Source organism: Pseudomonas oryzihabitans, from assembly GCF_001518815.1.
Taxonomy (GTDB): Bacteria; Pseudomonadota; Gammaproteobacteria; order Pseudomonadales; family Pseudomonadaceae; genus Chryseomonas; species Chryseomonas oryzihabitans_E.
In genome coordinates, this window is the sequence record NZ_CP013987.1 from 953,390 (window position 1) to 977,111 (window position 23,722).

Annotated in this window: 23 protein-coding genes; 14 read left to right on the plus strand and 9 right to left on the minus strand. The window is 66.5% G+C overall.

Annotated elements, in window-relative coordinates:
* From APT59_RS04325 to APT59_RS04335, 3 genes are all read left to right on the plus strand, one after another.
* Entirely contained in the window at positions 1-1,413 is a 1,413-nt protein-coding gene (locus APT59_RS04325) for a PIG-L deacetylase family protein (RefSeq protein WP_059313725.1), read from the plus strand.
* A 91-nt stretch (positions 1,414-1,504) separates the two neighbouring features.
* Complete coding sequence (hldE, locus tag APT59_RS04330; RefSeq protein ID WP_059313726.1) at positions 1,505-2,932, plus strand: bifunctional D-glycero-beta-D-manno-heptose-7-phosphate kinase/D-glycero-beta-D-manno-heptose 1-phosphate adenylyltransferase HldE; 1,428 nt, start codon at positions 1,505-1,507, stop codon at positions 2,930-2,932.
* Between the two features lie 53 nt (positions 2,933-2,985).
* Positions 2,986-4,461, plus strand: a complete 1,476-nt coding sequence (locus APT59_RS04335) for a helicase HerA-like domain-containing protein (RefSeq protein WP_059313727.1) — start codon at positions 2,986-2,988, stop codon at positions 4,459-4,461.
* 60 nt (positions 4,462-4,521) lie between these two features.
* Here the strand turns inward: APT59_RS04335 and APT59_RS04340 are convergent, their stop codons facing one another.
* The 3 genes from APT59_RS04340 to APT59_RS04350 all read right to left on the minus strand — a co-directional run bounded on the left by APT59_RS04340 (position 4,522) and on the right by APT59_RS04350 (position 6,376).
* On the minus strand, positions 4,522-5,295 hold the full coding sequence (locus tag APT59_RS04340) for an OmpA family protein (RefSeq protein WP_059313728.1): 774 nt from the start codon (positions 5,293-5,295) through the stop codon (positions 4,522-4,524).
* A 45-nt stretch (positions 5,296-5,340) separates the two neighbouring features.
* The gene (locus APT59_RS04345) at positions 5,341-5,772 is read right to left on the minus strand and encodes a DUF4398 domain-containing protein (RefSeq protein WP_007161972.1); all 432 of its coding nucleotides are present in this window, start codon (positions 5,770-5,772) and stop codon (positions 5,341-5,343) included.
* A 268-nt stretch (positions 5,773-6,040) separates the two neighbouring features.
* On the minus strand, positions 6,041-6,376 hold the full coding sequence (locus APT59_RS04350) for a hypothetical protein (protein ID WP_059313729.1): 336 nt from the start codon (positions 6,374-6,376) through the stop codon (positions 6,041-6,043).
* 163 nt (positions 6,377-6,539) lie between these two features.
* Between APT59_RS04350 and ppc the strand changes: the two genes are divergently transcribed.
* The 7 genes from ppc to APT59_RS04385 all read left to right on the plus strand — a co-directional run bounded on the left by ppc (position 6,540) and on the right by APT59_RS04385 (position 13,813).
* Complete coding sequence (gene ppc, locus APT59_RS04355) at positions 6,540-9,176, plus strand: phosphoenolpyruvate carboxylase (protein ID WP_059313730.1); 2,637 nt, start codon at positions 6,540-6,542, stop codon at positions 9,174-9,176.
* Positions 9,177-9,366: 190 nt separating this feature from the next.
* Positions 9,367-10,014 (plus strand): adenylate kinase, encoded by a 648-nt coding sequence (adk, locus tag APT59_RS04360; protein WP_059313731.1) that lies wholly within the window; start codon positions 9,367-9,369, stop codon positions 10,012-10,014.
* A gap of 137 nt (positions 10,015-10,151) precedes the next feature.
* A complete protein-coding gene (tsaB, locus tag APT59_RS04365; RefSeq protein WP_059313732.1) occupies positions 10,152-10,835 on the plus strand; it encodes a tRNA (adenosine(37)-N6)-threonylcarbamoyltransferase complex dimerization subunit type 1 TsaB in 684 nt (227 codons plus the stop codon).
* 138 nt (positions 10,836-10,973) lie between these two features.
* Positions 10,974-11,333: a hypothetical protein gene (locus APT59_RS04370; RefSeq protein WP_059313733.1), complete on the plus strand. Its 360-nt coding sequence runs from the start codon at positions 10,974-10,976 to the stop codon at positions 11,331-11,333.
* A complete protein-coding gene (locus tag APT59_RS04375; protein ID WP_059313734.1) occupies positions 11,333-12,190 on the plus strand; it encodes a DUF72 domain-containing protein in 858 nt (285 codons plus the stop codon). The genes APT59_RS04370 and APT59_RS04375 overlap by 1 nt, the downstream gene beginning before the upstream one ends.
* Positions 12,191-12,297: 107 nt before the next feature.
* A complete protein-coding gene (locus tag APT59_RS04380) occupies positions 12,298-12,999 on the plus strand; it encodes an extensin family protein (protein ID WP_059313735.1) in 702 nt (233 codons plus the stop codon).
* Positions 13,000-13,030: 31 nt separating this feature from the next.
* Positions 13,031-13,813 carry a class I SAM-dependent methyltransferase gene (locus APT59_RS04385; protein ID WP_059313736.1) on the plus strand — a complete coding sequence of 261 codons (783 nt, stop codon included), beginning with the start codon at positions 13,031-13,033 and terminating at the stop codon, positions 13,811-13,813.
* 55 nt (positions 13,814-13,868) lie between these two features.
* Here APT59_RS04385 and APT59_RS04390 read toward each other — a convergent pair whose 3' ends face one another.
* Genes APT59_RS04390 through APT59_RS04400 form a run of 3 tightly spaced genes read right to left on the minus strand, consistent with a single transcriptional unit; the run spans position 13,869 to position 16,867 of the window.
* Positions 13,869-15,377, minus strand: a complete 1,509-nt coding sequence (locus APT59_RS04390; protein ID WP_059313737.1) for a tripartite tricarboxylate transporter permease — start codon at positions 15,375-15,377, stop codon at positions 13,869-13,871.
* Position 15,378: 1 nt separating this feature from the next.
* Positions 15,379-15,837: a tripartite tricarboxylate transporter TctB family protein gene (locus tag APT59_RS04395; protein WP_017640135.1), complete on the minus strand. Its 459-nt coding sequence runs from the start codon at positions 15,835-15,837 to the stop codon at positions 15,379-15,381.
* 49 nt (positions 15,838-15,886) lie between these two features.
* Positions 15,887-16,867 (minus strand): Bug family tripartite tricarboxylate transporter substrate binding protein, encoded by a 981-nt coding sequence (locus APT59_RS04400; RefSeq protein ID WP_059313738.1) that lies wholly within the window; start codon positions 16,865-16,867, stop codon positions 15,887-15,889.
* Positions 16,868-17,197: 330 nt separating this feature from the next.
* Between APT59_RS04400 and APT59_RS04405 the strand changes: the two genes are divergently transcribed.
* Both APT59_RS04405 and APT59_RS04410 read left to right on the plus strand, forming a co-directional pair.
* A complete protein-coding gene (locus tag APT59_RS04405; protein ID WP_059313739.1) occupies positions 17,198-17,869 on the plus strand; it encodes a response regulator in 672 nt (223 codons plus the stop codon).
* Positions 17,862-19,265: a sensor histidine kinase gene (locus APT59_RS04410; RefSeq protein ID WP_059313740.1), complete on the plus strand. Its 1,404-nt coding sequence runs from the start codon at positions 17,862-17,864 to the stop codon at positions 19,263-19,265. The genes APT59_RS04405 and APT59_RS04410 overlap by 8 nt, the downstream gene beginning before the upstream one ends.
* A gap of 1 nt (position 19,266) precedes the next feature.
* Here APT59_RS04410 and APT59_RS04415 read toward each other — a convergent pair whose 3' ends face one another.
* Positions 19,267-20,094, minus strand: a complete 828-nt coding sequence (locus APT59_RS04415; RefSeq protein ID WP_059313741.1) for an HDOD domain-containing protein — start codon at positions 20,092-20,094, stop codon at positions 19,267-19,269.
* Between the two features lie 39 nt (positions 20,095-20,133).
* Positions 20,134-21,051 (minus strand): YgfZ/GcvT domain-containing protein, encoded by a 918-nt coding sequence (locus APT59_RS04420; RefSeq protein ID WP_059313742.1) that lies wholly within the window; start codon positions 21,049-21,051, stop codon positions 20,134-20,136.
* A gap of 122 nt (positions 21,052-21,173) precedes the next feature.
* On the opposite strand from APT59_RS04420, the gene APT59_RS04425 reads away from it, so the two are divergent.
* Positions 21,174-21,431, plus strand: coding sequence for a succinate dehydrogenase assembly factor 2 (locus tag APT59_RS04425; protein WP_027603054.1), 258 nt, complete (start codon positions 21,174-21,176; stop codon positions 21,429-21,431).
* Entirely contained in the window at positions 21,415-21,867 is a 453-nt protein-coding gene (locus APT59_RS04430) for a protein YgfX (protein ID WP_059313743.1), read from the plus strand. Before APT59_RS04425 ends, APT59_RS04430 begins: the two co-directional genes overlap by 17 nt.
* Here the strand turns inward: APT59_RS04430 and nadB are convergent.
* Positions 21,824-23,446 carry an L-aspartate oxidase gene (gene nadB, locus APT59_RS04435; protein WP_059313744.1) on the minus strand — a complete coding sequence of 541 codons (1,623 nt, stop codon included), beginning with the start codon at positions 23,444-23,446 and terminating at the stop codon, positions 21,824-21,826. The two genes, APT59_RS04430 and nadB, sit on opposite strands and share 44 nt — an antisense overlap.
* Positions 23,447-23,722: the final 276 nt, after the last annotated feature.

Sequence of the window (23,722 nt, forward strand, 5' to 3'; positions counted from 1 at the left end):
ATGAGCGCCCGCAAACAAGCCTTGCTCAAACGTCATCGCCGGCACAAGCGGCTGGCCCTGCTGGTCATCGTCGGGGTGCTGCTCGGCTGTCTGCTGCTGGGGCCCTGGTGGAGCGCGCCGCTGCTGGCGCTGCTGGTCTGGCTCGGCCACGAGGCCTGGTTCGCCGATCACCTCTTCTATTCGCCGCGCGACAACTACAGCTACCAGTTCCCCGCCGATACCCTGGTGCTGGGCCTCCTTCTGCAACAGGGCCGGCTGGCGGCAGTGGAGTTGCCGCCGGGCGAGCTGACGCTGTTCATGGAATGCCGCTTGCGTGCCGGCTGGCTCGGCCGACTGCTGGATCCCCAGGTGCGGCTGCGGGCGGGCGACGATAGCGACCGTCAGGACTTCGAGCGCGGCGTCGCCGGACGTCGCTATGTCAATCTCAGCGGTTACGCCGAGGCCCTGCGCCGTGGCGAGCTGCACCTCTGGACCCGCTTCTGTCGCCTGCAAGGCGAGCTGCGTCTGCACGTCTTCGCCCAACCGGATTTCAGCGCCAAGCGGGTGATGGTCATCGCGCCCCACGCCGACGACGCTGAGCTAGCCGCCTTCGGGCTCTACAGCCAGGCACGGGAAGCCAGCATCGTCACCCTGACCCAGGGCGAGATCGAGGCCGAGCATTACCAGCGCCTGGGTCTCGACCGTCAGGCAGCCGCCCGGCTCAAGGGCCGGCTGCGCACCTGGGACAGCCTGGCCACCCCACTGTGGGGCGGGGTGCCGTCGGAGCGTTGCATCCAGCTGGGCTACTATTGTCTGCAACTGCCGGCCATGCGTCAGGCGCCGGATGCCGCCTTCGGCTCCCGCGAGTCCGGTGACAGCGATATTCGCAGCGCTCGTGGCCATAACGCCCTGACACTGCCTGGGGATGCCGATGGCACCCCGACCTGGCCCAATCTGGTGGCGGATCTGGTGGCCCTGCTGGAGCACTTCCGCCCCGAGGTGGTGGTGCTGCCGCATCCGGAGATCGATCCCCATGCCGATCACGTGGCCAGCACCCAGGCCCTGCGCGAAGCCATGAGCGCGAGCGACTGGCAGCCCGAGTTCGAACTGCTCTACGCCAACCACCTGCACGACAACGATCGTTGGCCCATGGGCCCGGCCGAGGGCGGCATTGCCCTGCCGCCGGCCATCGAAACGCCCACGCCGCTGGTACCCTGGAGTCCATTGCTGACGCCCGAACGGCGGCTGGACAAGGCCATGGCCCTGGGCATGCAGCACGACCTGCTGGTGCCGCTGCCGGCCAAGAAACGGCTGCGCCGCGCCATCCAGTGGCTGCTGGCCGGGCGCCGCTGGCCGCGCACCGGCGAAGACGAGTTCTTCCGCAAGGCCGTGCGCCGTCACGAACTGTTCTGGATCAGCCGCCGCGCGCCGTGAGCGCCCGGCGTCCCCACTGGCAGGCGCTTCCGGGGCGCCTTGGCCCCTATGCTATGATCGCCGCCATTTTCGCGCTTTGGAGCCTGTCCCTATGAAGCTGACCATGCCTCGCTTCGATCTCGCGCCGGTCCTGGTGGTCGGTGACGTGATGCTCGACCGCTACTGGCACGGCACCACCTCGCGGATCTCTCCCGAGGCGCCGGTACCCGTGGTGCGCGTCGACCAGCACGAGGATCGTCCCGGTGGCGCGGCCAACGTCGCCCTCAATATCGCTGCCCTGGGCGCGCCGGCCTATCTGGTTGGCGTCACCGGCCAGGACGAGGCCGCCGATGCGCTGACCGATAGCCTGAGAGCCGCCCATGTACAGGTGCGCTTCCAGCGCATCGCTCAGCAGCCGACCATCGTCAAGCTGCGCATCATGAGCCGTCACCAGCAGCTGATCCGTGTCGACTTCGAAGAGCCCTTCGACACCAATGCCCAGGCGCTGGCTTCGGACACCGCCGCCATGCTGGCCGGGGTCAAGGTGCTAGTGCTGTCCGACTATGGCAAGGGCGCGCTGAAGAACCATCAGGCGCTGATCCAGCTGGCCAGGGCGCGCAATATCCCGGTGCTGGCCGATCCCAAGGGCAAGGACTTTTCCATCTATCGCGGCGCCAGCCTGATCACGCCGAATCTGTCCGAATTCGAGGCCATCGTCGGCGTCTGCGCCGACGACGCCGAGCTGGTCGCCAAGGGTAATGAGCTAATGGCGCGCCTGGATCTGGGCGCCTTGCTGGTGACCCGTGGCGAGCATGGCATGACCCTGCTGCGTCCTGGCCAGGCGGCATTGCACCTGCCGGCCCGCGCTCGCGAAGTGTTCGATGTCACCGGCGCTGGCGATACCGTGATCTCCACCCTGGCCGCCGCCCTGGCGGCCGGCGAGGAGCTGCCCCAGGCCGTGGCCCTGGCCAACCTGGCCGCCGGCATCGTGGTCGGCAAGTTGGGTACCGCCGCCATCAGCGCTCCCGAGCTACGGCGCGCGGTACAGCGCTCGGAAGGCTCCGAGCGCGGTGTCCTGACCCTGGAACAGCTGCAACTGGCCATCGAGGATGCCCGCGCCCACGGCGAGAACATCGTTTTCACCAACGGCTGCTTCGACATCCTTCACGCCGGTCACGTGACCTATCTGGAACAGGCGCGCGCCCAAGGCGATCGTCTGATCGTGGCGGTCAACGACGACGCCTCGGTCACCCGCCTCAAGGGGCCGGGGCGGCCGATCAACAGCGTCGACCGGCGCATGGCCGTGCTGGCCGGCCTAGGGGCGGTGGATTGGGTCATCCCCTTCAGCGAGAACACCCCGGAGCGCCTGCTCGAACAGGTACGACCGGATGTCCTGGTCAAGGGCGGCGACTACAAGAGCGTGGAAGAGGTGGTCGGTGCCCAGATCGTGCAGGGCTACGGCGGCGAGGTGCGCATCCTCGGCCTGGTGGAGAACAGTTCCACCACCGCCATCGTCGAGCGCATCCGCAACCGCACCTGACCACTGCCGGCACTCGGGTTAAGCTGGGCGCAGAACCGTTACGGAGCTGCGCCATGCCCTCGACGCCTCAGCTGATCCTTGGTACCCGGTCCGATGGTCAACCCCTCGGTCATCCTCTCAAGCTGGCCAACCGCCATGGCCTCATCGCCGGGGCCTCGGGTACCGGCAAGACCGTGACCCTGCAGCGCCTCGCCGAAGCCTTCAGCGAGGCGGGCGTCGCCGTGTTCGCCGCCGACATCAAGGGCGATCTCTGCGGCCTGGGTGCAGCTGGCACGCCCCAGGGCAAGCTGGCCGAGCGCATCGCTGTCCAGGGGCTACCACATCAGCCCCAGGCCTATCCAGTCACGCTCTGGGACATCGATGGCCAGCGCGGCCATCCGCTGCGCACTACCCTGAGCGAGATGGGGCCGCTGCTGCTGGGCAATCTGCTGGAACTGACCGACAGCCAGCAGGCCGCCTTGCACGCCGCCTTCAAGGTGGCCGATCGTGAAGGCCTGCTGCTGCTCGACCTCAAGGATCTCAAAGCAGTCCTCAATCACCTGCGCGAACAGCCCGAAATCCTTGGCGAAGACCGCGCCCTGTTCACCGGCGCTTCGGCCCAGGCGTTGTTGCGGCGCCTGGCGACCCTGGAGCAGCAGGGCGCCGAGGCCTTCTTCGGCGAACCGGCGCTGCAACTGGAAGACGTACTGCGCCCCGAGGCCGATGGCCGTGGGCGTATTCATCTGCTCGACGCCAGCCGGCTGGTGCACGAGGCACCCAAGGTCTATGCCACCTTTCTGATCTGGCTGCTGGCCGAGCTCTTCGAGCAACTGCCTGAGCGCGGCGATGCCGAAAAGCCGGTACTGGCGCTGTTCTTCGACGAAGCGCACCTGCTGTTTGGCGATACGCCCAAGGCCTTGCGCGAGCGCCTGGAGCAGGTGGTGCGGCTGATCCGTTCCAAGGGCGTCGGCGTCTATTTCGTCACTCAGTCGCCTGCCGATCTGCCGGACGCCATCCTGGCCCAGCTGGGGCTGCGCATCCAGCATGGCCTGCGCGCCTTCACCGCCCGGGAGCAGAAGGCCCTGCGTGCGGTGGCAGACGGCTTCCGGCCCAACCCGGCCTTCGATAGCCTGCAGGTGCTGACCGAACTTGGCATCGGCGAGGCCCTGGTGGGCAGCCTGGAAGATAAGGGCACTCCCGCGGTGGTCCAGCGGGTGGCCATCGCGCCACCGCAGTCGCGGGTCGGTCCGCTGGGCGAAAACGAGCGCCAGACGCTGATTCGTCAGTCGCCCCAGGCGGGGCGCTACGACCGGCCGGTGGATCGTCAGTCGGCTTACGAGATCCTGCATGATCGCCAGGCCGAGCGCCTGCCCGCAGAGGCGCCTGTGGTCGAGACGGCGCCAAAAGGGCAGGGCGGTGCGCTGGGCGATCTGGTAGGCGAACTGGCTGGCCAGGCGATCAGGAGCGCGGCCCGGCAGGCGGCCAATCAGCTGGGTCGCCAGCTGGTACGCGGTCTGCTCGGCTCACTGCTGGGTGGCAAGCGCCGCTAGCAGGAAATGCGGACAAAAAAAGACCCCGCCTAGGCGGGGTCTTGTCCTCCTACGCAGAGATTACATGCGCGGGGCGACCGGGTTGGCATCATTGGAGATGGTCACTTCCACGCGGCGATTCAGCGCGCGGTCGGAGGCGTTGCTGTTGCTGGCCACCGGGAAGGCCTTGCCATAGCCGCGGGTCTGGATGCGGCTCGGCTCGACACCGGCGCTGATCAGCGCGGTCTGGATGGCCTGGGCGCGACGCTCGGACAGTTGCTGGTTGTAGGAGTCGCTGCCGACGCTGTCGGTGTAACCCTCGACGATCACCTTGCGCTCGGGATTCTGCTTCAGGTACTCGGCCAGCTTCTGGGCATTGGCATAGCCCTGGGGCTTGAGTTCGGCCTTGTTGAAGTCGAACAGCACATTGCCGAAGGTCACCACGGTGCCGCGCTCGGTCTGCTTGGCCTGCAGGGCATCCTGCAGCTGCTTGAGCTGGGCGGTACGGGCATCCAGGCGGGCCTGGGTGCGCTCGGCGTCGACGCTCTGCATCTGGGCTTCGGTCATGCGCAGCTTGATGGTCTGCATGGCCGTCTGGATGCGCTGGTTGGTCAGGTAGGCCAGCTGGTCGACGGTCTTCTCGTTTTCACCGTCCTTGTAGGCCTTCTCGGCCTTCTGCAGCCAGGTACCGGCGTCCTTGGTTTCCAGGGCGGCCAGCTGGGCAGCCTGGGGCTGGGACTCCAGCGCGGAATAGTCGGACTTGGCCTGTTCCAGGTTGGGGTTGGGCGGCGTGGAGCACGCGGCCAGGGCCAGGCTGAGCAGCGACACGGCAGGGATCAGAATGTGTTTACGCATGATGGTCGTCCTTTGAATTCGTGAAGGGAGGAAAGGGGCGGTCGCTTACTGCTGGACCTTCTTCTGCAGGTTCTGCTGGAGCTGCAGGTTGATCTGACCTTCCTCACGGATCTGCTGGATGCTGTTCTGGGCATCCTTGAGTGCGGCGTCGGCCTTGGCGGCCTGGGTCTTGCGGGTGGCCAGACGGGCATCCCACTCGGCCTGTTCGGCCAGTTGCTTGGCTTCGTCGTACTTCTCGTTGGAGAGCGCGGTCTGGGCCTGCGTCCACTTGTCCTGGGCGGACTTGGTCTCGATGGGCGCGAACTGGTTGCCACCGGAGCTGACGGCTTCGTTGACGGCGGACTGGGTCACGGCCATCTGCGCGGTCGGCGGATTGCCGGCGCAACCGGCCAGCAACAGCGAGCTGCCCAGCGCGAGGGCTGCCAGTTTCAGGGTGCAGGCTTTGGACAGGGACTTTTGGGCAGTGGCACTCTTCATGGATTCAAGCTCCGTTGTTGATCCTAAAAGCACGCCGCCGGCACGGGCAGGGCGGGCGCCTTGTCAGTAAAAGCCGCAAGTGGAAGAAAGCCCTGCCCGGTCCTTTTTGGGGGCCGTAGTGGGCGCTGGTAACCAGCCCTCGTCCAGCGCTGCGGTCTGATCCTGTGACCGCTCATCCGCCAAGAATGTTCACTGGCTATCGAATTTCGCCCGACGCCGAAGTGCTTGGCAGAGCGGTAGCGCCGTAGGTAAAGGTGCAGGTCGGCGTCTAGACGCCGTCTTTCGTCTGCAGCTGATGCAGGTGCTTACGCGCCAACTCGAGGAAGCGCGGCGTCGTCCCGGCGTCCGCGTACAAGGGGTCGCCCAGTTCGTCCGTGGCGACCACCTCGTCCCCCTTGACGTAGGGAAAGCTGGCTTCGAGTTCCTCGAACGCCGCCGCCAGCAATTCGCTGAGCAGCGCTTCGGGGGTGCGCTGGGGGTAGAGCTCGCACAGGGCTTCGAGACGGGCAGCGGTCTCCAGCTCCAGGTCGAGACGGTAGCTGCGGGTCGCGCCGGATGCGGGGGTCTGCTGCTCCCATTGGTGAGCGAGTTCGCGAATCTTCATGGTATCTCCGGAAAGGTTAGGCAAAGGTCGGATGGTCAGCCCGATCACGGCTGGGCACCCTGCAAAAACCGGGGCTTGCAACCGTGGCAGTAGGGTGCTGTCCTCTGCGCTAGACCGCAGCGGTTGCCGTGAGGTCCGAACCGGTACTTTCAAGGAGCACGAGATGGTGGAAATCGACGTTCGCCTGCGCGAGCAGGTGCGGTTGCTGGGTGAGCTCCTGGGGCAGACCATCGCCGACCAGCATGGCGCAGCCTTTCTCGACAAGATCGAGCGGATTCGCAAGGGCGCCAAGGCCGCCCGTGGCGGGTCCGCGGAAGGCGCCCGTCAGTTGGGCGATACCCTGGATACCCTGGCCGAAGACGAACTGCTGCCCGTGGCGCGGGCCTTCAGCCACTTTCTCAACCTTGCCAACATTGCCGAGGAATACCACAAGGTCAGACGGCGCACCGAGGACGAGCCGCCGCCCTTCGAGCAGCAGGTACTGCCCGAGTTGCTGGAACGGCTGAGCGCGGCCGGTCATTCCGGCCAGGAGCTGGCCGAGCGCGTGGCGGCGCTGGACATCGACCTCGTGCTGACCGCCCACCCCACCGAGGTCTCCCGGCGCACCCTGATCCAGAAATACGACGAGATCAGCGCTCAGCTGGCCGCCCTCGATCATCGTGACCTGAGCGCTGCCGAAGTGGCCGCCATCGAGGCGCGGCTGCGCCGGCTGATCGCCGAGGCCTGGCACACCGAAGAGATTCGTCGCCAGCGCCCGACGCCGGTGGACGAAGCCAAGTGGGGCTTCGCGGTGATCGAGAATTCGCTCTGGCAGGCGGTGCCCAATCTGCTGCGCAATCTGGATGTCTGCCTGGAGGAACGCACCGGCCAACGACTGCCGCTGACGGCCGCCCCGGTACGCTTCTCGTCATGGATGGGCGGCGACCGCGACGGCAATCCCAATGTCACCGCCGCCATCACCCGCGAGGTACTGCTGCTGGCGCGCTGGATGGCCGCGGATCTCTATCTGCGCGATGTCGACCGGCTGGCCGCCGAGCTGTCCATGCAGGCGGCGAGTCCGGCCCTGCGCGAACAGGCCGGTGATCACCCCGAGCCCTATCGCAAGGTGCTCAAGGTGCTGCGCGAACGCCTGCAGATCACCCGCAGCTGGGCCGCCCATGCGATCACCGACCCCCATGCCGGCGCCCGTCACATCCTCAGCGACAACGCCGAGCTGATCGCCCCGCTGCAGCTGTGCTACGACTCCCTGCAGCGCTGCGGTCTGGGCGTCATCGCCGACGGCTCCCTGCTCGACACCCTGCGCCGGGCGCGTACCTTCGGGCTCTATCTGGTCCGGCTGGACATTCGGCAGGACGCCGCGCGGCATGCCGCGGCCATGGCCGACATCTGCCGCTACCTGAAGCTGGGCGACTACGCCGCCTGGAGCGAGGAGCAGCGCCTGGACTTCCTGCGTGGGGAGCTGAGTGGCCGGCGGCCGCTGTTGCCCCAGGACGCCCAGCTCGACGCCGATACCCAGGAGGTGCTCGCCACCTGTCGCGTCATTGCCGCCTCGCCGCCCGATGCCCTGGGCTCCTATGTCATCTCCATGGCCGGCGCGGCTTCCGACGTGCTTGCCGTGCAGCTGCTGCTGCGCGAATGCGGGGTGCGCCAGCCGATGCGCGTGGTACCCCTGTTCGAGACCCTCGACGACCTTGATCACGCCGGCACCGCCATCGCCAGCCTGCTGGACCTGCCCGACTATCGCGAGCGCCTGGCCGGACCCCAGGAGGTCATGATCGGCTATTCGGATTCGGCCAAGGACGCCGGTACCCTGACGGCCGCCTGGGCCCAGTACCGCGCCCAGGAGGCACTGGTGGAGATCTGCGCCAGCCGCGAGGTGGAACTGCTGCTGTTCCATGGCCGGGGCGGCACCGTGGGGCGGGGCGGCGGTCCGGCCCATGCGGCCATCCTGTCGCAGCCGCCGGGCTCGGTTGCCGGGCGGTTCCGCACCACCGAACAGGGCGAGATGATCCGCTTCAAGTTCGGCCAGCCGGCCATCGCCGAGCAGAATCTGGCGCTCTATCTGGGCGCCGTGCTGGAGGCCACGCTGTTGCCGCCCCCAGCCCCGGAGCCGGCCTGGCGCGAGCAGATGGATCGCCTGGCCCGCGACAGCCTGCAGTCCTATCGCGGCGTGGTGCGCGAGGATCCGCACTTCGTCACCTATTTCCGCCAGGCCACGCCGGAACAGGAGCTGGGCCGCCTGCCGCTGGGCAGTCGGCCGGCCAAGCGCCGCGAGGGAGGGGTGGAAAGCCTCAGGGCCATCCCCTGGATCTTCGCCTGGACCCAGACCCGCTTGATGCTGCCCGCCTGGCTCGGCTGGGAAGCTGCGCTGGAAGAGGCCGAGCGGCGGGGCGAGTCGCCACTGCTGCGCGAGATGCGCGAGCGCTGGCCGTTCTTCCAGACCCGCATCGACATGCTGGAGATGGTGCTGGCCAAGGCCGAGGCCGAACTGGCACGGCTGTATGACGAGCGCCTGGTCGAGGCGGACCTGCAGGTGCTTGGCAGCCAGCTGCGCGAGCGGCTGCGCCAGGCGGGCGTGGCGGTATTGCGGCTGACCGGGCAGGGGGAGTTGCTCGAACACCATCCGGAAACCCTGGTGTTCATCGCCGTGCGCAACACCTATCTCGACCCGCTGCACCTGCTGCAGATCGAGTTGCTGGCCCGGGCGCGGGCGGCGGGCGAAAGCCAGCCGGCGGCGCTCGATCAGGCCCTGCTGGTGAGCGTGGCCGGTATCGCCGCGGGACTGCGTAATACCGGTTGAACAGACTGTCGCTTTTGCCGGTGCCCGGGGTCGTCTGGACGGGCCCGGCACCTGCGACGCTTGGTAACTTGTGCGGCCAGGGGGCGCTGTGTATGGTTGGTCCCTTTGGCCGTCTCGTGTCGTCGACAACAATCATCGCGACAGCGCCCTGCGCGGGCTGCCAGTCCGAGACCATTCTAAGGAGCAACAGATGCGCGTAATCCTGCTGGGAGCGCCCGGTGCCGGCAAAGGTACTCAGGCCCGGTTCATCACTGAGAAATTCGGCATTCCGCAGGTTTCCACCGGCGACATGCTGCGTGCCGCGGTCAAGGCCGGCACGCCCCTGGGGCTGCAGGTCAAGGACATCATGGACAACGGCGGCCTGGTTTCCGACGAGATCATCATCGCCCTGATCAGCGAACGCATCCTGGAGGCCGACTGCGCCCAGGGCTTCCTGTTCGACGGCTTCCCGCGCACCATTCCCCAGGCCGAGGCGCTCGAAGCCGCAGGCGTCAAGATCGACCACGTGCTGGAGATCGCCGTCGATGACGAGGAAATCGTCCAGCGGCTGTCCGGTCGCCGCGTGCACCCGGGTTCGGGCCGCGTCTATCACGTCCAGCACAATCCGCCGAAGATCGCCGACACCGACGATGTGACCGGTGAGCCGCTGGTACAGCGTGAAGACGATCGCGAAGCCACCATTCGCAAGCGCCTGGAGCTCTATCATTCCCAGACCAAGCCGCTGGTAGCGTTCTACCAGAAGCTGGGCGCCGCCCAGGGCACGCCCAAATGCAGCCGCATCGAAGGCGTGGGTTCGGTGGATGCCATCACGGCCAAGGTGCTGCAAGCCCTGAACTGATCCCGACTCCGACCGCCTGCGCCCGCAGGTGGTCCGCTCAAGACGCCGGCCTGGTGTCGTGAGCGATGGGCGGGTCCCCTTGGGTCCCGTCTTCCTCTAGAATGCGCAGCCCTCCTAATCGTTGCGGATTCGCCCCCATGTCCATCCTGCTCGCCCTCGACACCGCCACCGAAGCCTGTTCGGTCGCCTTGCACCTGGGCGACGAGATCATCCATCGCTACGAGATCGCGCCACGTCTGCATGCCCAACGGGTACTGCCCATGGTGCAAGAGGTGCTGGCCGAGACCGGCATGAGTCTGTCGCAGGTGGATGCCATCGCCTTCGGTCGTGGTCCTGGCGCCTTCACCGGGGTGCGGATCGCCATCGGCGTGGTGCAGGGCCTGGCCTTTGGTCTGGATCGACCGGTGCTGCCGGTGTCGAATCTGGCGATCATCGCCCAGCGCGCCTGGCGCGAGCGGGGTGTGACCCAGGTGGCCGCGGCCATCGATGCGCGCATGGACGAGGTCTACTGGGGTTGCTACCGCCTGGAAGGCGAGGCCATGGCCCTGGCAGGCGCGGAAGCCGTGCTGGCGCCCGAAGCCATCGCCCTGCCCGAGGACGCCACGGGCGACTGGTTCGGCGCCGGGACCGGTTGGGGCTACGAGGGTCGCATGGCCGTGCCGCTCGGCGAAAGGGATGCCACCCTGCTGCCCCATGCATGGGATCTGGCAATGCTCGCCGCCGTTGGCTGGCAGCGCGGCGAAGCCGTGTCGGCGGAGTCCGAGGCCGCGCAACCCGTCTATCTGCGTGACCGGGTCGCCACTCCTAAACAGTCGGTCTGATGGCAAGGAACCAGGGGGTAATGGTCAGACGTCTAAGATCTGAACGCCACTCGTCCGCCCATCGTGACGGACGTCCGGCTCTTGATTGTCATAGTTTTCGACCCTACTTAGAGTAGCGTCATCCGTTCGGGACCTGCCATGCGCATCGACAGCGGCTATTCCTCCTCCGCCTACCCCCTGAATCGTTCTTCGCGCGCGGTCACACCCGTACGTGAAGTGGCGCGGGACGAGGACGCCCGGCAGAATGCCATCGCCAAGGAGGCGGCGGGCAATCCCCAACCCAATGTCGCACCTGTGCGCCGGGTCGAGGCGGCTGCTGCCACCGACACCAGCCGTGGCGATACCAATGGTCTGGTGCTCAGTGAACGGGAAGGCCGTTTCGCCAGCCAGCTCACCGGTCGCGCCCAGCAGGCCCTGGCCAGCTATGGCAGCACCGCTGCCTTTGGCGCAGAGCCCGATGGCTCTTCCAGCGTCGTGGGCCTCGATCTCTACGCCTGATGCTGCCGTACTTTCTCGGCTGTCCTTCCTGGAACGATAACGCCTGGCGCGAAAGCCTCTACCATGGCCTGCGTCCAGGTGACTTCCTGCCGCGCTATGCCCAGGTGTTCAATGCCGTGGAAGGCAATACCACCTTCTATGCCTGGCCCTCGGCGGACACCATCCGCCGCTGGGCCGAGCTGATGCCCAGCGGCTTTCGCTTCTGCGCCAAGTTTCCCCGGGACATCAGCCATGCCGAGGATCTGCGGGTACAGCTTTCCAGCGCCCGCACCTTTCTCGACCTGCTGGCGCCGCTGGGCGAGCGGGCCAGCCCGCTGTGGCTGCAATTGCCGGCCGGTTTCGGTCCGGACCGGCTCAATGAACTGAGGGTCTTTCTCTCGGCCATGGCCCCACGCTGCGCCCTGGCCGTCGAAGTCCGACACCTGGCCTTCTTCGACAAGGGCGAAACCGAGCGTGCCCTCAACCGGCTGCTCATGGAGCTGGGCGTGGAGCGCGTTGGACTGGATTCCGCCGCCCTGTTCAGCGCCGACCCGAGTGAGCCGGCGGTACGCCTGGCCCAGGCCAAGAAGCCGCGAGTACCGGCGCGCGCCCTGGCATTCAGCGAGCAGCCCCAGGTACGCTTCATCGGCCGCCTGGAGCTGGCCGCCAACGACTACTACCTGGCCAAGTGGATCACCCGGGTAGCGGACTGGGTCGAGGCGGGCAAGGCGCCCTATGTCTTTCTCCATACCCCGGACAATCGCCAGGCGCCCGAGCTAGCGCTGAGATTCCATGCCCAACTGCGCGAACGATTGCCCGGCCTGCCGGAGTTGCCCGCCTTGACCACCGCCGACACCGAACAACTCGGCCTGCTCTAGTCCGCGCCCTTCGTCGCGATACGTTTGGCGACGTTTTCGCCGGCATTCCCGTGGTCCGCTCCGGTCAGATGAAGTCTCTCGCTTGACGATCCTCTTCGGCGCGCCGCATGAAAGCCAGACACCTGCTCGGTCTCGTCATCCTGCTCTATGGCGGTCTACACACAGCCTTCGACCAGGGCTGGCTGCTTGTTCCGCCGGCCTACAATCCCTGGGCGCCACTGGACATCCAGGCATCCACCAACCCCGTCACCCGGATCAAGCTATGGCGCCTGCAAGCCGATGCCGACTATTGCGCGGCGTCCCTGGCGACCTCGGCGCTCAGCTATCGCGAGCTGCGCGGTAATCCCGGTTCGGCTGACTGTCCCCTGGAGCGGACGGTGCGTGTCCAGCGCGGCGAAGGCGTAAGACTCAGCGGCAGCTTCCTTGCCAGCTGCCCCCTGGCGGTCAGCTTCGCGCTTTTCGAGCGGCAGGCGCTACAACCCGCCGCCGAAGCCGTCTATGGCCAGCGGGTGGCCGAGGTGGAGCACTATGGCAGCTTCGCCTGCCGCAACATCTATGGCCGGGCCAGCGGGAGACGCAGTCAGCACGCCACGGCCAACGCCCTGGATATCGCCGGCCTGCGCCTGGCCGATGGCCGGCGGATCAGCGTGGCGCGGGATTGGAAGGGCGATCCCAAGGCGCAGCGCTTCCTGCGCCTGGTACGCGATGGCGCCTGCCGCGCCTTCAACACCACCCTGGGACCTGACTACAACGCGGCGCACCGCGATCATTTCCATGTCGACATGGGTGGCTTCCGCGTCTGCCGGTAGAATGACCGGTCTTCCCGCCATCGAGTCGCCCATGTCCACCGCCAGCCCCGCGCTTATCGTCGAAGCCTTGGAACCCGCTTACAGGGAGGCTGCCGCTGCCTGGGCCGCGCGCCTGGGCTTGCCCCTGGGCACCGCCACGAGCGAGGACTTCGCCTTGCAGTTCGGCGCCCAGGGGCTGCAACTGGTCCAGCGCGGCCCGGATGCGCCAGGTCCGGTGCGGGTGGACTTCGTCGAGGGTGCAGCGGCCCATAGGCGCAAGTTCGGCGGCGGTGCCGGCCAGATGATCGCCAAGGCGGTCGGGGTCGGGCCGGGCGTCCGCCCGCGGATCCTCGATGCCACGGCCGGCCTGGGGCGCGACGCCTTCGTGCTGGCGACGCTGGGCTGTCCGGTGACCTTGGTGGAGCGGCAGCCGCTCATCGCCGCCCTGCTCGAAGACGGCCTGGCCCGCGCGGTGCGGGACCCCGAGGCGGCCGGCATCGTTGCCCTGATGACCCTGGTACAGGCCGATTCCACCGCCTATCTGCAGGGCGGGGAGGGCGAGGCGCCCGAAGTGATCTATCTGGATCCCATGTTCCCCCATCGCGACAAGAGCGCTCTGGTGAAGAAGGAAATGCGCCTGTTCCGCCCGCTGGTGGGCGATGACCTGGACGCCCCGGCGTTGCTCGCCGCGGCCCTGGCCCGCGCCAGCCACCGGGTGGTGGTCAAGCGCCCGCGCAAGGCACCGGTCATCGAAGGGGTGAAACCGGGCTATGTGCTGGAGGGCAAGTCCAGCCGCTATGACATCTATCCGAAGAAGAGCTTCAAATCTTCCTGAATGAAAAAGCCCGCGGGCGGAAGGACTCCGGCCGCGGGCGCGGGTGTCGCCGACCTCAGACGGTCGCGGCCTTGGGCGCGCGACGCTTGCGCCAGGCACGGTAGAAGGGCAGGGCCACCATCAGGATGCAGATGATCCAGATGACCTGGCTGATGCCGCTCTGCCAGAGGATGCCCACTTCGCCGTTGGAGATCGACAGCGCGCGTCTCAGGCTGGTCTCCATCAGCTCGCCGAGGATGAAGCCCAGCAGCAACGGTGAGAGCGGGAAGTCCAGCTTGCGCATGATGTAGCCGAAGATGCCCACGCAGACCATCAGCACCAGGTCGAAGGTGGTGGCGTGCACCGCGTAGACGCCGATGCCGGTGATGATGGCGATGGCCGGAGCCAGCGACCAGTTCGGCACATCGAGGATCTTGGTGAACATCTTCACCATGGGCACGTTGAGGATCAGCAGCATCACGTTCGCGATGAACAGCGAGGCGATCAGGCCCCACACCAGATTCGGCTCGTTCTGGAACAGCAGCGGGCCGGGAGTGATGTTGTACAGGGTCAGGGCGCCGATCATCACCGCGGTGGTGCCCGAGCCGGGGATGCCCAGGGTCAGCATGGGAATCATGTTGCCGCACACCGCCGCGCCGATGGCGGTTTCCGGCGCGGCCAGGCCGCGCAGGTCACCCTTGCCGAACTTGCCGTCGGCACCCGCCATGCGCTTCTCGGTGGTGTAGGCCAGGGCACTGGCCAAGGTCGCGCCGGCGCCCGGCAACACGCCGATGATGAAGCCACTCACCGAGCTGCGCAGGTTGACCATGAATACGCTGCGAGCTTCGCGCACGTTGAACAGCATGCGTCCGGTAGCCTTGACCGCCACCTGACCGTGGTGGGTCTGTTCCAGCAGCAGGAGCAGTTCGCTCACCGAGAATAGGCCCAGTACTAGGATCACGAAGTCGATGCCGTCGGCCAGATGCACGTTGTCAAAGGTGAAACGATAGACGCCGCTGTTGGCGTCGATGCCCACGGAGGCGATGGCCAGGCCGAACAGTGCGGCGACCAGCGTCTTGACCGGCTTCTCGGCGGCCATGCCGGAGAGGCTGAGGATGGCCAGCGCCATCAGCGCGAAGTATTCCGCCGGACCGAAGGCGATCGCCCACTTGGCCAGCAGCGGCGAGAACAGCACCATGCCACAGGTGGCGATGAAGGCACCGATGAAGGAGCTCCAGGCCGACAGCGACAGGGCCACGCCCGCCATGCCTTGCCGTGCCAGCGGATAGCCGTCCAGACAGGTCATCATGGTCGCGGCTTCGCCGGGGATGTTCAGCAGGATCGAAGAGATCCGGCCGCCGTATTCGCAGCCCAGATAGACCGCCGCCAGCAGGATCAGCGACGTCTCCGGCGGCAGGCCCAGGGCGAAGGCCACCGGGATCAGCAGGGCGATGCCGTTGATCGGCCCGAGACCCGGCAGCAGACCCACCACGGTGCCGATCAGGGTGCCGATCAGCGCCACGATCAGGTTGGTCGGCGTCATGGCGACGCCAAAGCCCTGCATCAGAAAATTCAAGGTTTCCATGTCAGCCTTCCAGGAATTCCAGCACGCCAAGGGGTAGGGGGACTTCCATCACCCGGTCGAACAGCACATAGAGACTTACCGAGAGCAGCAGGCTGACCAGGGCACAGGGCATCAGGCGGCCGCCATAGAGCAGGCCGCACAGGGTGGCGGTAAGGAAGGCGCTCAAGGGGAAGCCCAGCGGCTGGAAGGTCAGGGCGTAGCCCAGCAGGATGACGCAGCAGGCCACCACCTTGCGCAGCGACGAGGCGTCCAGCGGCTTCTGGTCTTCGCCATCGCCGATCGGCGTGGGGCGGATGATCAGATAGGCGAGGCCCAGGCTCATCAGCCCGAACATCAGCATCGGATAGGCCCGCGGACCGACCGGCTCGTAGGAGAAGGGCGCCTGGTAATCCCGGGCGATGAACAGCATGACGAGTCCGGCCACCAGCCAGACCGCCATGAAGGCGCGTTGGAAGATCATGTCGACATCCTCGAAGGCGCCCGGAGGGGCGCCAGGGGCGGGGGCTCTGTTACTGGATCAGGCCGAATTCCTTGGCCATGCCGCGGTAGCGCGCGACTTCCTTCTGCACATAGGCGTCCAGTTCGGAACCGGTCATGGCGAAGGGGAAGAGCTCGCGCTGATCACGCAGCTTGGCGAAGTCGTCGGACGCCAGCAGCTTGTCGAAGCTGGCTTTCCACCAGTTGTACTGCTCGTCGGTGACCTTCGGGCCGACATAGAAGCCGCGGACCACCGGCCAGACGATGTCGTAGCCCTGCTCGCGTGCGGTGGGGATGTCCTTCATCGCCGGTTCGTCGAAGCGCTGCTCGGCGAAGACCGCCAGGAGGCGCATGTTGCCGGCCTCGACATGGGGCATGGAGTCTGAGATGTCGGTGCTGCCGACCTGAATGTGACCACCCAGCAGCGCGGTGGCGATCTCGCCGCCGCCTTCCAGAGCTACATAGCGCAGGTCCTTGGGATTGATGCCGGCGGCCTTGGCGATCAGCGCCGTCTGCATCCAGTCCTGGCTGCCCACGGTGCCGCCGGAGCCGATCACCACCTTGCTCGGATCCTTTTTCAGCGCCTCGACCAGGTCGCCTAGGGTCTTGTAGGGCGAGTCGGCCTTGACCGCGATGGCGCCATAGCTGGCCCCCACCGCCGCCAGCCAGCGCACGGCCTTCTCGTCGAAACGACCGAACTTGCCCTGGGCCAGGTTCAGCAGCGAGCCGCTGGAGAAGGCGACGATGGTATCGCCATCGGCTGGACGCTGAGCCACCACGGTGTTGTAGGCCACCGCGCCTACCCCGCCGGGCATGTAGGTCACGCGCATGGGCTTGTCCAGCAGCTTGGCTTCCACCAGGCCACTCTGGGCCAGCTTGCAGGTCAGGTCGAAGCCACCACCCGGGGAGGCCGGCGCGATGCATTCGGGACGCTTGGGTTCGGCCATGGCCTGGGCGGATAGCAGCACGGAAGCGGCCAGGGTCAGGGTGAGGTTGCGCAAGGTGGTGCTCATCGACGTCTTCCTTTTGTTGTTATTTCAGAAGCTGACAGGCGGACACGGCTCAGTCTCGCCAGGGCGGCGATCGTTCACAGAAGAGAAGGGTAAGCACGTGGAGCTGCGCGAGGGCGAGCATGGATGTCGTTCCGCTTGTTATTGTTGTTGGCCAACCAGGGGTGGCGCTTGGGCAAGCATCATGCGGTTCTGGGACCGCTACCTTTCACTCTAGACCGCCAAGCTTTCAACAGCCTTTCAGTCGTGAAAGGCAACGAATGTGCGTGGCGGGCAACGGGTCAAGGGGCCACTATCCGGTAAACTCGGGCCTTTTAGGCAGGAGCTGTCAGCGTGCGCATCCTACTGGTCGAAGATCATCCGCCTCTGGCCGAAAGCGTCGCCCAGGCGCTCAAGAGTGCCGGGCTCAACGTCGATCTGCTCAACGATGGCGTGGCCGCCGACCTGGCCCTGCAGAGTGAAAGCTATGCCCTGGCCATTCTCGACGTCGGCCTGCCGCGCATGGATGGCTTCGAGGTGCTGGCGCGCCTGCGCGAGCGTGGCGATCGCCTGCCGGTGCTGATGCTGACCGCCCGGGGCGAGGTCAAGGATCGGGTGCAGGGGCTCAATCTCGGCGCCGACGACTACCTGGCCAAGCCCTTCGAGCTCACCGAGCTGGAAGCCCGGGTCAAGGCCTTGCTGCGCCGCAGCGTGCTGGGCGGGGATCGCCAGCAGCGCTGCGGCCCGCTGATCTATGACCTCAACACCTCGCGCTTCACTCTGGGCGAGGAGGCGCTGTCGCTCACGTCCCGCGAACATGCGGTGCTGGCCGCGCTCATCGCTCGTCCCGGACGGGTCATGAGCAAGGAGCAGCTGGCCGCCCAGGTCTTCGGCCTGGACGAGGAAGCCAGTCCCGAAGCCATCGAGATCTATGTGCACCGGCTGCGCAAGAAGCTGGAGGCCGGCGCCGTGCGCATCGTTACCTTCCGTGGTCTGGGCTATCTGCTGGAAGAGCAGCATGGCTGACGTGGTAAAGGCAGCGGGCAGCCTGCGTGGCCGGCTGCTGCTGCGACTGGTGGTGCTGCTGGCGGTCATCCTGGCGATCAGCAGCCTGGCGGCCTATCTCAATGGCCGGCGCCTGGCTGACGTCGCCTATGACCGGACGCTGCTGGCGTCGGCCCGCACCATTGCCGCCGGATTGTCGGCCAGCAACGGCATCCTGCGCGCCGATGTACCCTACATCGCCCTGGACAACTTCGCCTACGACAACGTCGGACGCATCTTCTATCAGGTACTGGACACCCGCGGCCGGCTGATCTCCGGCTACGAGGAAATTCCGCCGCCGCCGCCGGATACCCCCCTGACCCGCGACTATCCGGCCCTGGCTCGCTTCTACAACAGCACCTATCGCGGCAAGGATGTACGGGTGGTCAGTCTGGCCCAGCCGGTCAGCCAGCCGGATCTCACCGGCATGGCCGAGATTCGCGTCGCCGAGACTGCCGAAGCTCGTGAGGAGGTGGCACGCAGCCTGCTCACCGATACCCTGATCCGCCTGGGCCTGATGGGGCTGGGTGCCATCCTGCTGGTATGGATGGCGGTAGGTGCCGCGCTGCGTCCCCTGGAACGCCTGCGCCAAGCCGTGGAAGAGCGGGGGGTGGACGATCTGCGCCCGCTGCCCGAGGTGCGGGCACCCCAGGAGCTATTGCCCCTGGTGCATGCCCTGGAAGGCTTTACCCTGCGCCTGCGCCGACTGTTCGAGCGCCAGGCCGATTTCATCGCCAACGCCGCCCATGAACTGCGCACCCCGTTGGCGGCGATCAAGGCCCGGGTCGAGCTTGGCCTGCGCGAGCGGGAACCCCACGCCTGGTACGCCACCCTGGAAGAGACCCGCACCAGCACCGACCGCCTGGCGCGTCTGGCCAACCAGTTGCTGTCGCTGGCACGGATCGAGAGCGGGGCCCAGGCCATCGCCGAGGGCGGTGCCGAGCGGCTGGAACTCGGTGAGCTGGCGCGGGAACTGGCCATGGCGCTGGCACCGCTGGCCCATGCCAAGGGCGTCGCCCTGGCCTTCGAGCCCTTTGCCAAGGCATGGGTGATTGGCGAGCCCACGCTGCTCAACGAGTTGCTCTGCAACCTGGTGGAAAATGCCCTGGCTCACAGCGAGCCAGGCGGCAACATCGTGGTGCGGGTACTGGCACCGGCGGTTCTGGAGGTCGAGGACGATGGTCCCGGCATTCCGGCCAATGCCCGGGTAAAGGTCTTCGAGCGCTTTCAGCGCCTGGATATGCAATCCGGTGGCGCCGGTCTGGGCCTCGCCATCGTCGGAGAGATCTGCGCCGCGCACCGGGCACGCATCCAGTTGCTGGACGGCGCGCTCGGTGGGCTAAGGGTGCGGATCGAATTTCCCGCCGAGGACGTCTAGGTCAGCCGAGCAGGGTGCGCGACTGTTCCACCGCGTCCCAGAAGGCTGGATCCTTGGCTGGGTCGGGCTGATTGTTCAGCCCCAGGCGGATGGCGGCAGGCAGCGTCTGGATCGAACCTTCCTGACCCTGGCGCTGGGCATGCAACTGAGTGGCGATCTGCACGATGTCGGCGTAGTCGGCCGTCGCGGGCTGACGCTCCAGCGCCAGGTACTCGCGCGGCACGCAGGCGATGTCCGCGGGAAAATCCCAGACCTTGAGGATGCGTTCGCCAATCTGCGAATGGATACGCGCCGTCACCTGGTCGAGGGTGATGGCGTTGGCCAGCAGGTCTTCCTGCTCTTCGGCATAGGTCAGGATCGGCAGCACGCCGATCTGGTGTACCAGGCCGGCGAGCAGGGCGCGATCGGCCATCAGGCGCGTGTACTTCTTGCACAGTGCATGGCTGATGGCGGCGATCTCGGTGCCCTGGCTCCAGACCTCGCGCATCTTGCGATCCACGGCATCGCTGGTGGCCTGGAACATCTGCTGCATGGCCAGGCCCGTGGCCAGATTCGCCGTGTAGTTGATACCCAGCCGTCCCACCGCCATTTGCAGATCGGTGATCTCCTTGCTGGTCCGCAAGAGCGGGCTGTTGACCACCTTGATCAGGCGCGCCGTCAGGGCCGCGTCCATGGCGATCACGCGACTCAACTCGGCGACGCCCACGTCGGGGTCTTCGGCCGCTTCTCTGACCTTCAATGCCACCTCGGGAAGCGTGGGCAACACCACGCGATCGGTGTCTATCGCGTGGAGAAGATCCTGGACAACTTTTTCAGCAAGAGGAGTCATGACATACCTGTGTGAGGAGCGGAAAGGCGATCCCAACCTTCAGCGCTTTATTTCACGATCGCTATCGAGTGAGTAGGGCAAATCGAGTAAACGGCAGTTTGGCCCGTCCGAGCTGCCGACCGAGACGCGGCCATCCTCGGCCGCATCGCCCTGAAGCACGGCCAGGAACTCGCAGCCTTCGCGGCTCGACGCGGCGAGCACTACCTCGCCCACGCTACTGCCGTGGACCGGCGAGAACAGCTGGGTACCCACGGCAGGGGGCTGCTCGCTGCCGGCCAGGCGGTAAAGCCGTCGCTTGAGCTTGCCCAGGTACTGCATGCGGGCGACGATTTCCTGGCCGGTGTAGCAGCCCTTGCGAAAGCTCACGCCGTCCAATGCCTGCAGATTGATCATCTGCGGGACGAACAGCTCGCGGGTCGCGCCAAACACCTGGCCGATGCCGGCGCGCACCTGCGCCAACAGCCAGGTGTCGAGTCCGACCTCAGGCAGCTCGGGCGCGCTCGTCTCCGCGGTGAGCCAGAGCTCGACCCGGCCATCCTCCAGGCGCAGGGCGAAGCCGCCGTCTAGCGGCGCCACGGCATTGGCCTGCGCGCCCAGCGCCACAGTGGGGTAGGCATTGGTAAAGCCGGTGGCAGAGAGACCCAGGCGTTGCCACTGGGCGCTTTCGTCGGCGAGCGTCGACTTGGAAAAGACCGCGTACTTCTTCAGGTCGGTCAGCAAGGGCTCGACCAGCTCCTGTGCCATCGCCAGCAGATAGCCGTCGGCCTGCTTGATGATGCGGAAGCTGGATACCAGCCGCCCCTTGGGCGTGCAGCGACCCCCCAGGCCGGCCTGGTCGTCAGCGAGATAGTTGAGGTTGCAGGTCACCTGCCCCTGGAGAAACTTGGTCGCGTCGACCCCGCGGATGGCCAGGACGCCTTCGTGGGTCAAGCGGCAGAAATACGGCGAGTCGGCCATTGCGGCAGCAGCTCCGTGTCGAGTGAAGCCGCTCATCATAGGCGCGCCTGGGGTGAATGTCAGGCGCACTGCGCGGCGGGGCGCTTCGGGCTTATACTGCGCCGATTGTCGCAGGAGTCCCCATGAGTACCGAAGCTACCGAACTCAACAGATTGTACTGGCACAGCCGTCGCGGCATGCTGGAACTGGATGTATTGCTGGTGCCCTTCGTCAAGGAGGTCTATTCCTCCCTAGGCGCGGAAGACCAGGCCCGCTATCGCAAGCTGCTCGAGTGCGAGGATCAGGACATGTTCCACTGGTTCATGCAGCGCGGCGAACCGGAAGACGCCGACCTGCAGATCATCGTGCGCATGATCCTGGACCGTGTCCAGCCGGCTTGAGCCCTTCGAATGCCGCTGGAGCGCCTCCCCGGCGCTCCTCCGGCTGCACACCCTGGCCGCCTTCGCCGCGGGAGCCTGTCTCTGGCTCGCCGCCATCCCCTGGACGCTCAAGCCTCTCCTGACGCTGCTGGTGCTCTGGTCCTGGCACCGCGTGCGCTATCGCCAGCTCCAGCAGCGTCATCCCGCGGTGCCCCGACGCCTGCGCCATGGCACGGAAGGTTGGCAGCTCTGGTCGCCCGCCAGCGGCTGGCAGGACGTCCAGTTGCGTCCGGATAGCCTGGCGTTGCCGCTGCTGGTGGTCCTGCGCTATCGCCTGCCTGGCGAAAGATTCCCTCGCAGTCTCTGCATTGCCAGCGACAGCCTGTCGGCGGACGCCCACCGCCGCCTGCGCGTCAGGCTTCGCTTCGCGCCACGCCGGTTCGCGGCGCCAGGATAGTGTCCCGGGCGCAGCCGTCGGTCTGCGGATAATCCAGGGTAAAGTGCAGGCCACGGCTCTCCTGGCGGGCGAGGGCGCTCTCGATGATCAGGTCCGCCACCTGCGCCAGGTTGCGCAATTCGATCAGGTCACGGCTCACCCTGTAGTTGCTGTAGAACTCGTCGATCTCGTCCATCAGCAGCCGGATGCGATGGCGGGCGCGCACCAGCCGCTTGGTGGTGCGCACGATGCCGACGTAGTCCCACATGAAGCGCCGCAGTTCATCCCAGTTGTGGGCGATCACCACGTCCTCGTCGGAATCCGTCACCTGGCTGGCATCCCAGTCGGGCAGGTCGTGCGGCATCGGAATCCGCGCCTCCTGCGCCTGGATGTCCAGTGCCGCCGAGCGCGCGTAGACGAAGCATTCCAGCAGCGAATTGCTGGCCATGCGATTGGCGCCATGCAGGCCGGTGCAGCTGGTTTCGCCGATGGCATAGAGGCCGGCGAGATCCGAGCGGCCATGCTCGTCGACGCGGACGCCACCGCAGGTGTAGTGCGCGGCAGGCACCACGGGTATCGGATCACGGGTGATGTCGATGCCCAGTTCGAGACAGCGGCGATAGACCGTGGGGAAGTGCTCCTGCACGAAGTCCGCCGGCTTGTGGCTGATATCGAGGAACACGGAGTCGATGCCAAGGCGCTTCATCTCATGGTCGATGGCGCGGGCCACTACGTCCCGGGGTGCCAGATCGGCGCGCGCGTCGAAGCGTGGCATGAAGCGCTCACCCTCCGGCAGGCGCAGAACGGCGCCTTCACCGCGCAGGGCTTCGGTGATCAGAAAACTCCGCGCATGAGGGTGGTAAAGGCAGGTCGGATGGAACTGGTTGAATTCCAGGTTGGCCACCGAGCAGCCGGCGCGCCAGGCCATGGCGATGCCATCGCCACTGGCGCTGTCCAGGTTGGTGCTATAGAGGTAGGCCTTGCTGGCTCCGCCCGTGGCCAGCACGGTGAAGCGTGCGTGCAGGGTATCCACCTGACCACTGGTCCGGTCCAGCACATAGGCGCCCAGGCAGCGCGCGCCCGGACGGCCAAGCTTTTCGGTGGTGATCAGATCCACCGCCACACGCTGGCTCAGCAGTTGGATGTTGGGGCGACCTTCGGCGGTACGCAGCAGGGTGTCGAAGATCGCCATGCCGGTGGCATCGGCGGCATGGATGATCCGCCTGTGGCTGTGGCCGCCTTCACGGGTGAGGTGAAAGCCCAGGCCACCCTTGGCAGCATCCGGTTCGCGGGTGAAAGGCACTCCCTGGTCGATCAGCCACTGCATGGCCTCGCGACTGTGCTCCACGGTGAAACGCACGGCGGCTTCGTTGCAGAGCCCGGCGCCCGCAACTAGGGTATCCTGAACGTGCGCCTCGACAGTGTCGCCCTCGTCCAGCACGGCGGCGACGCCACCTTGCGCCCAGTAGGTCGATCCCTGGGCCAGCTCACCTTTGCTCAGCACCGCGATCGACAGCGTTGCCGGCAGGTTGAGCGCGAGCGTGAGGCCTGCCGCGCCACTGCCGATTACCAGAACATCGAACTCCAGATGACGCGCCATGACGATTCCTTCTCAGCGAGACGGCGAGTATAGGAACAAGGTGGCTGACGGCATAGCCATCGTGCAGGTACGGTCAGGGAACTCGCAGGCTTCGTGTGCGGTCTATGTACAGATAATTGCCCATCCGTATGGCCGGAGCGCCTGAACGAGAATGGGACATCTGCCAAAGCTAAATCAGTGACACCCAGGAGCGATCAGCAGCCATCCAGCGCTCGCTCATCAACTGCTGTGGAGGGGAGAACTTACGTGCAACAGCCCAGTCTAGCAGCGCGCGTC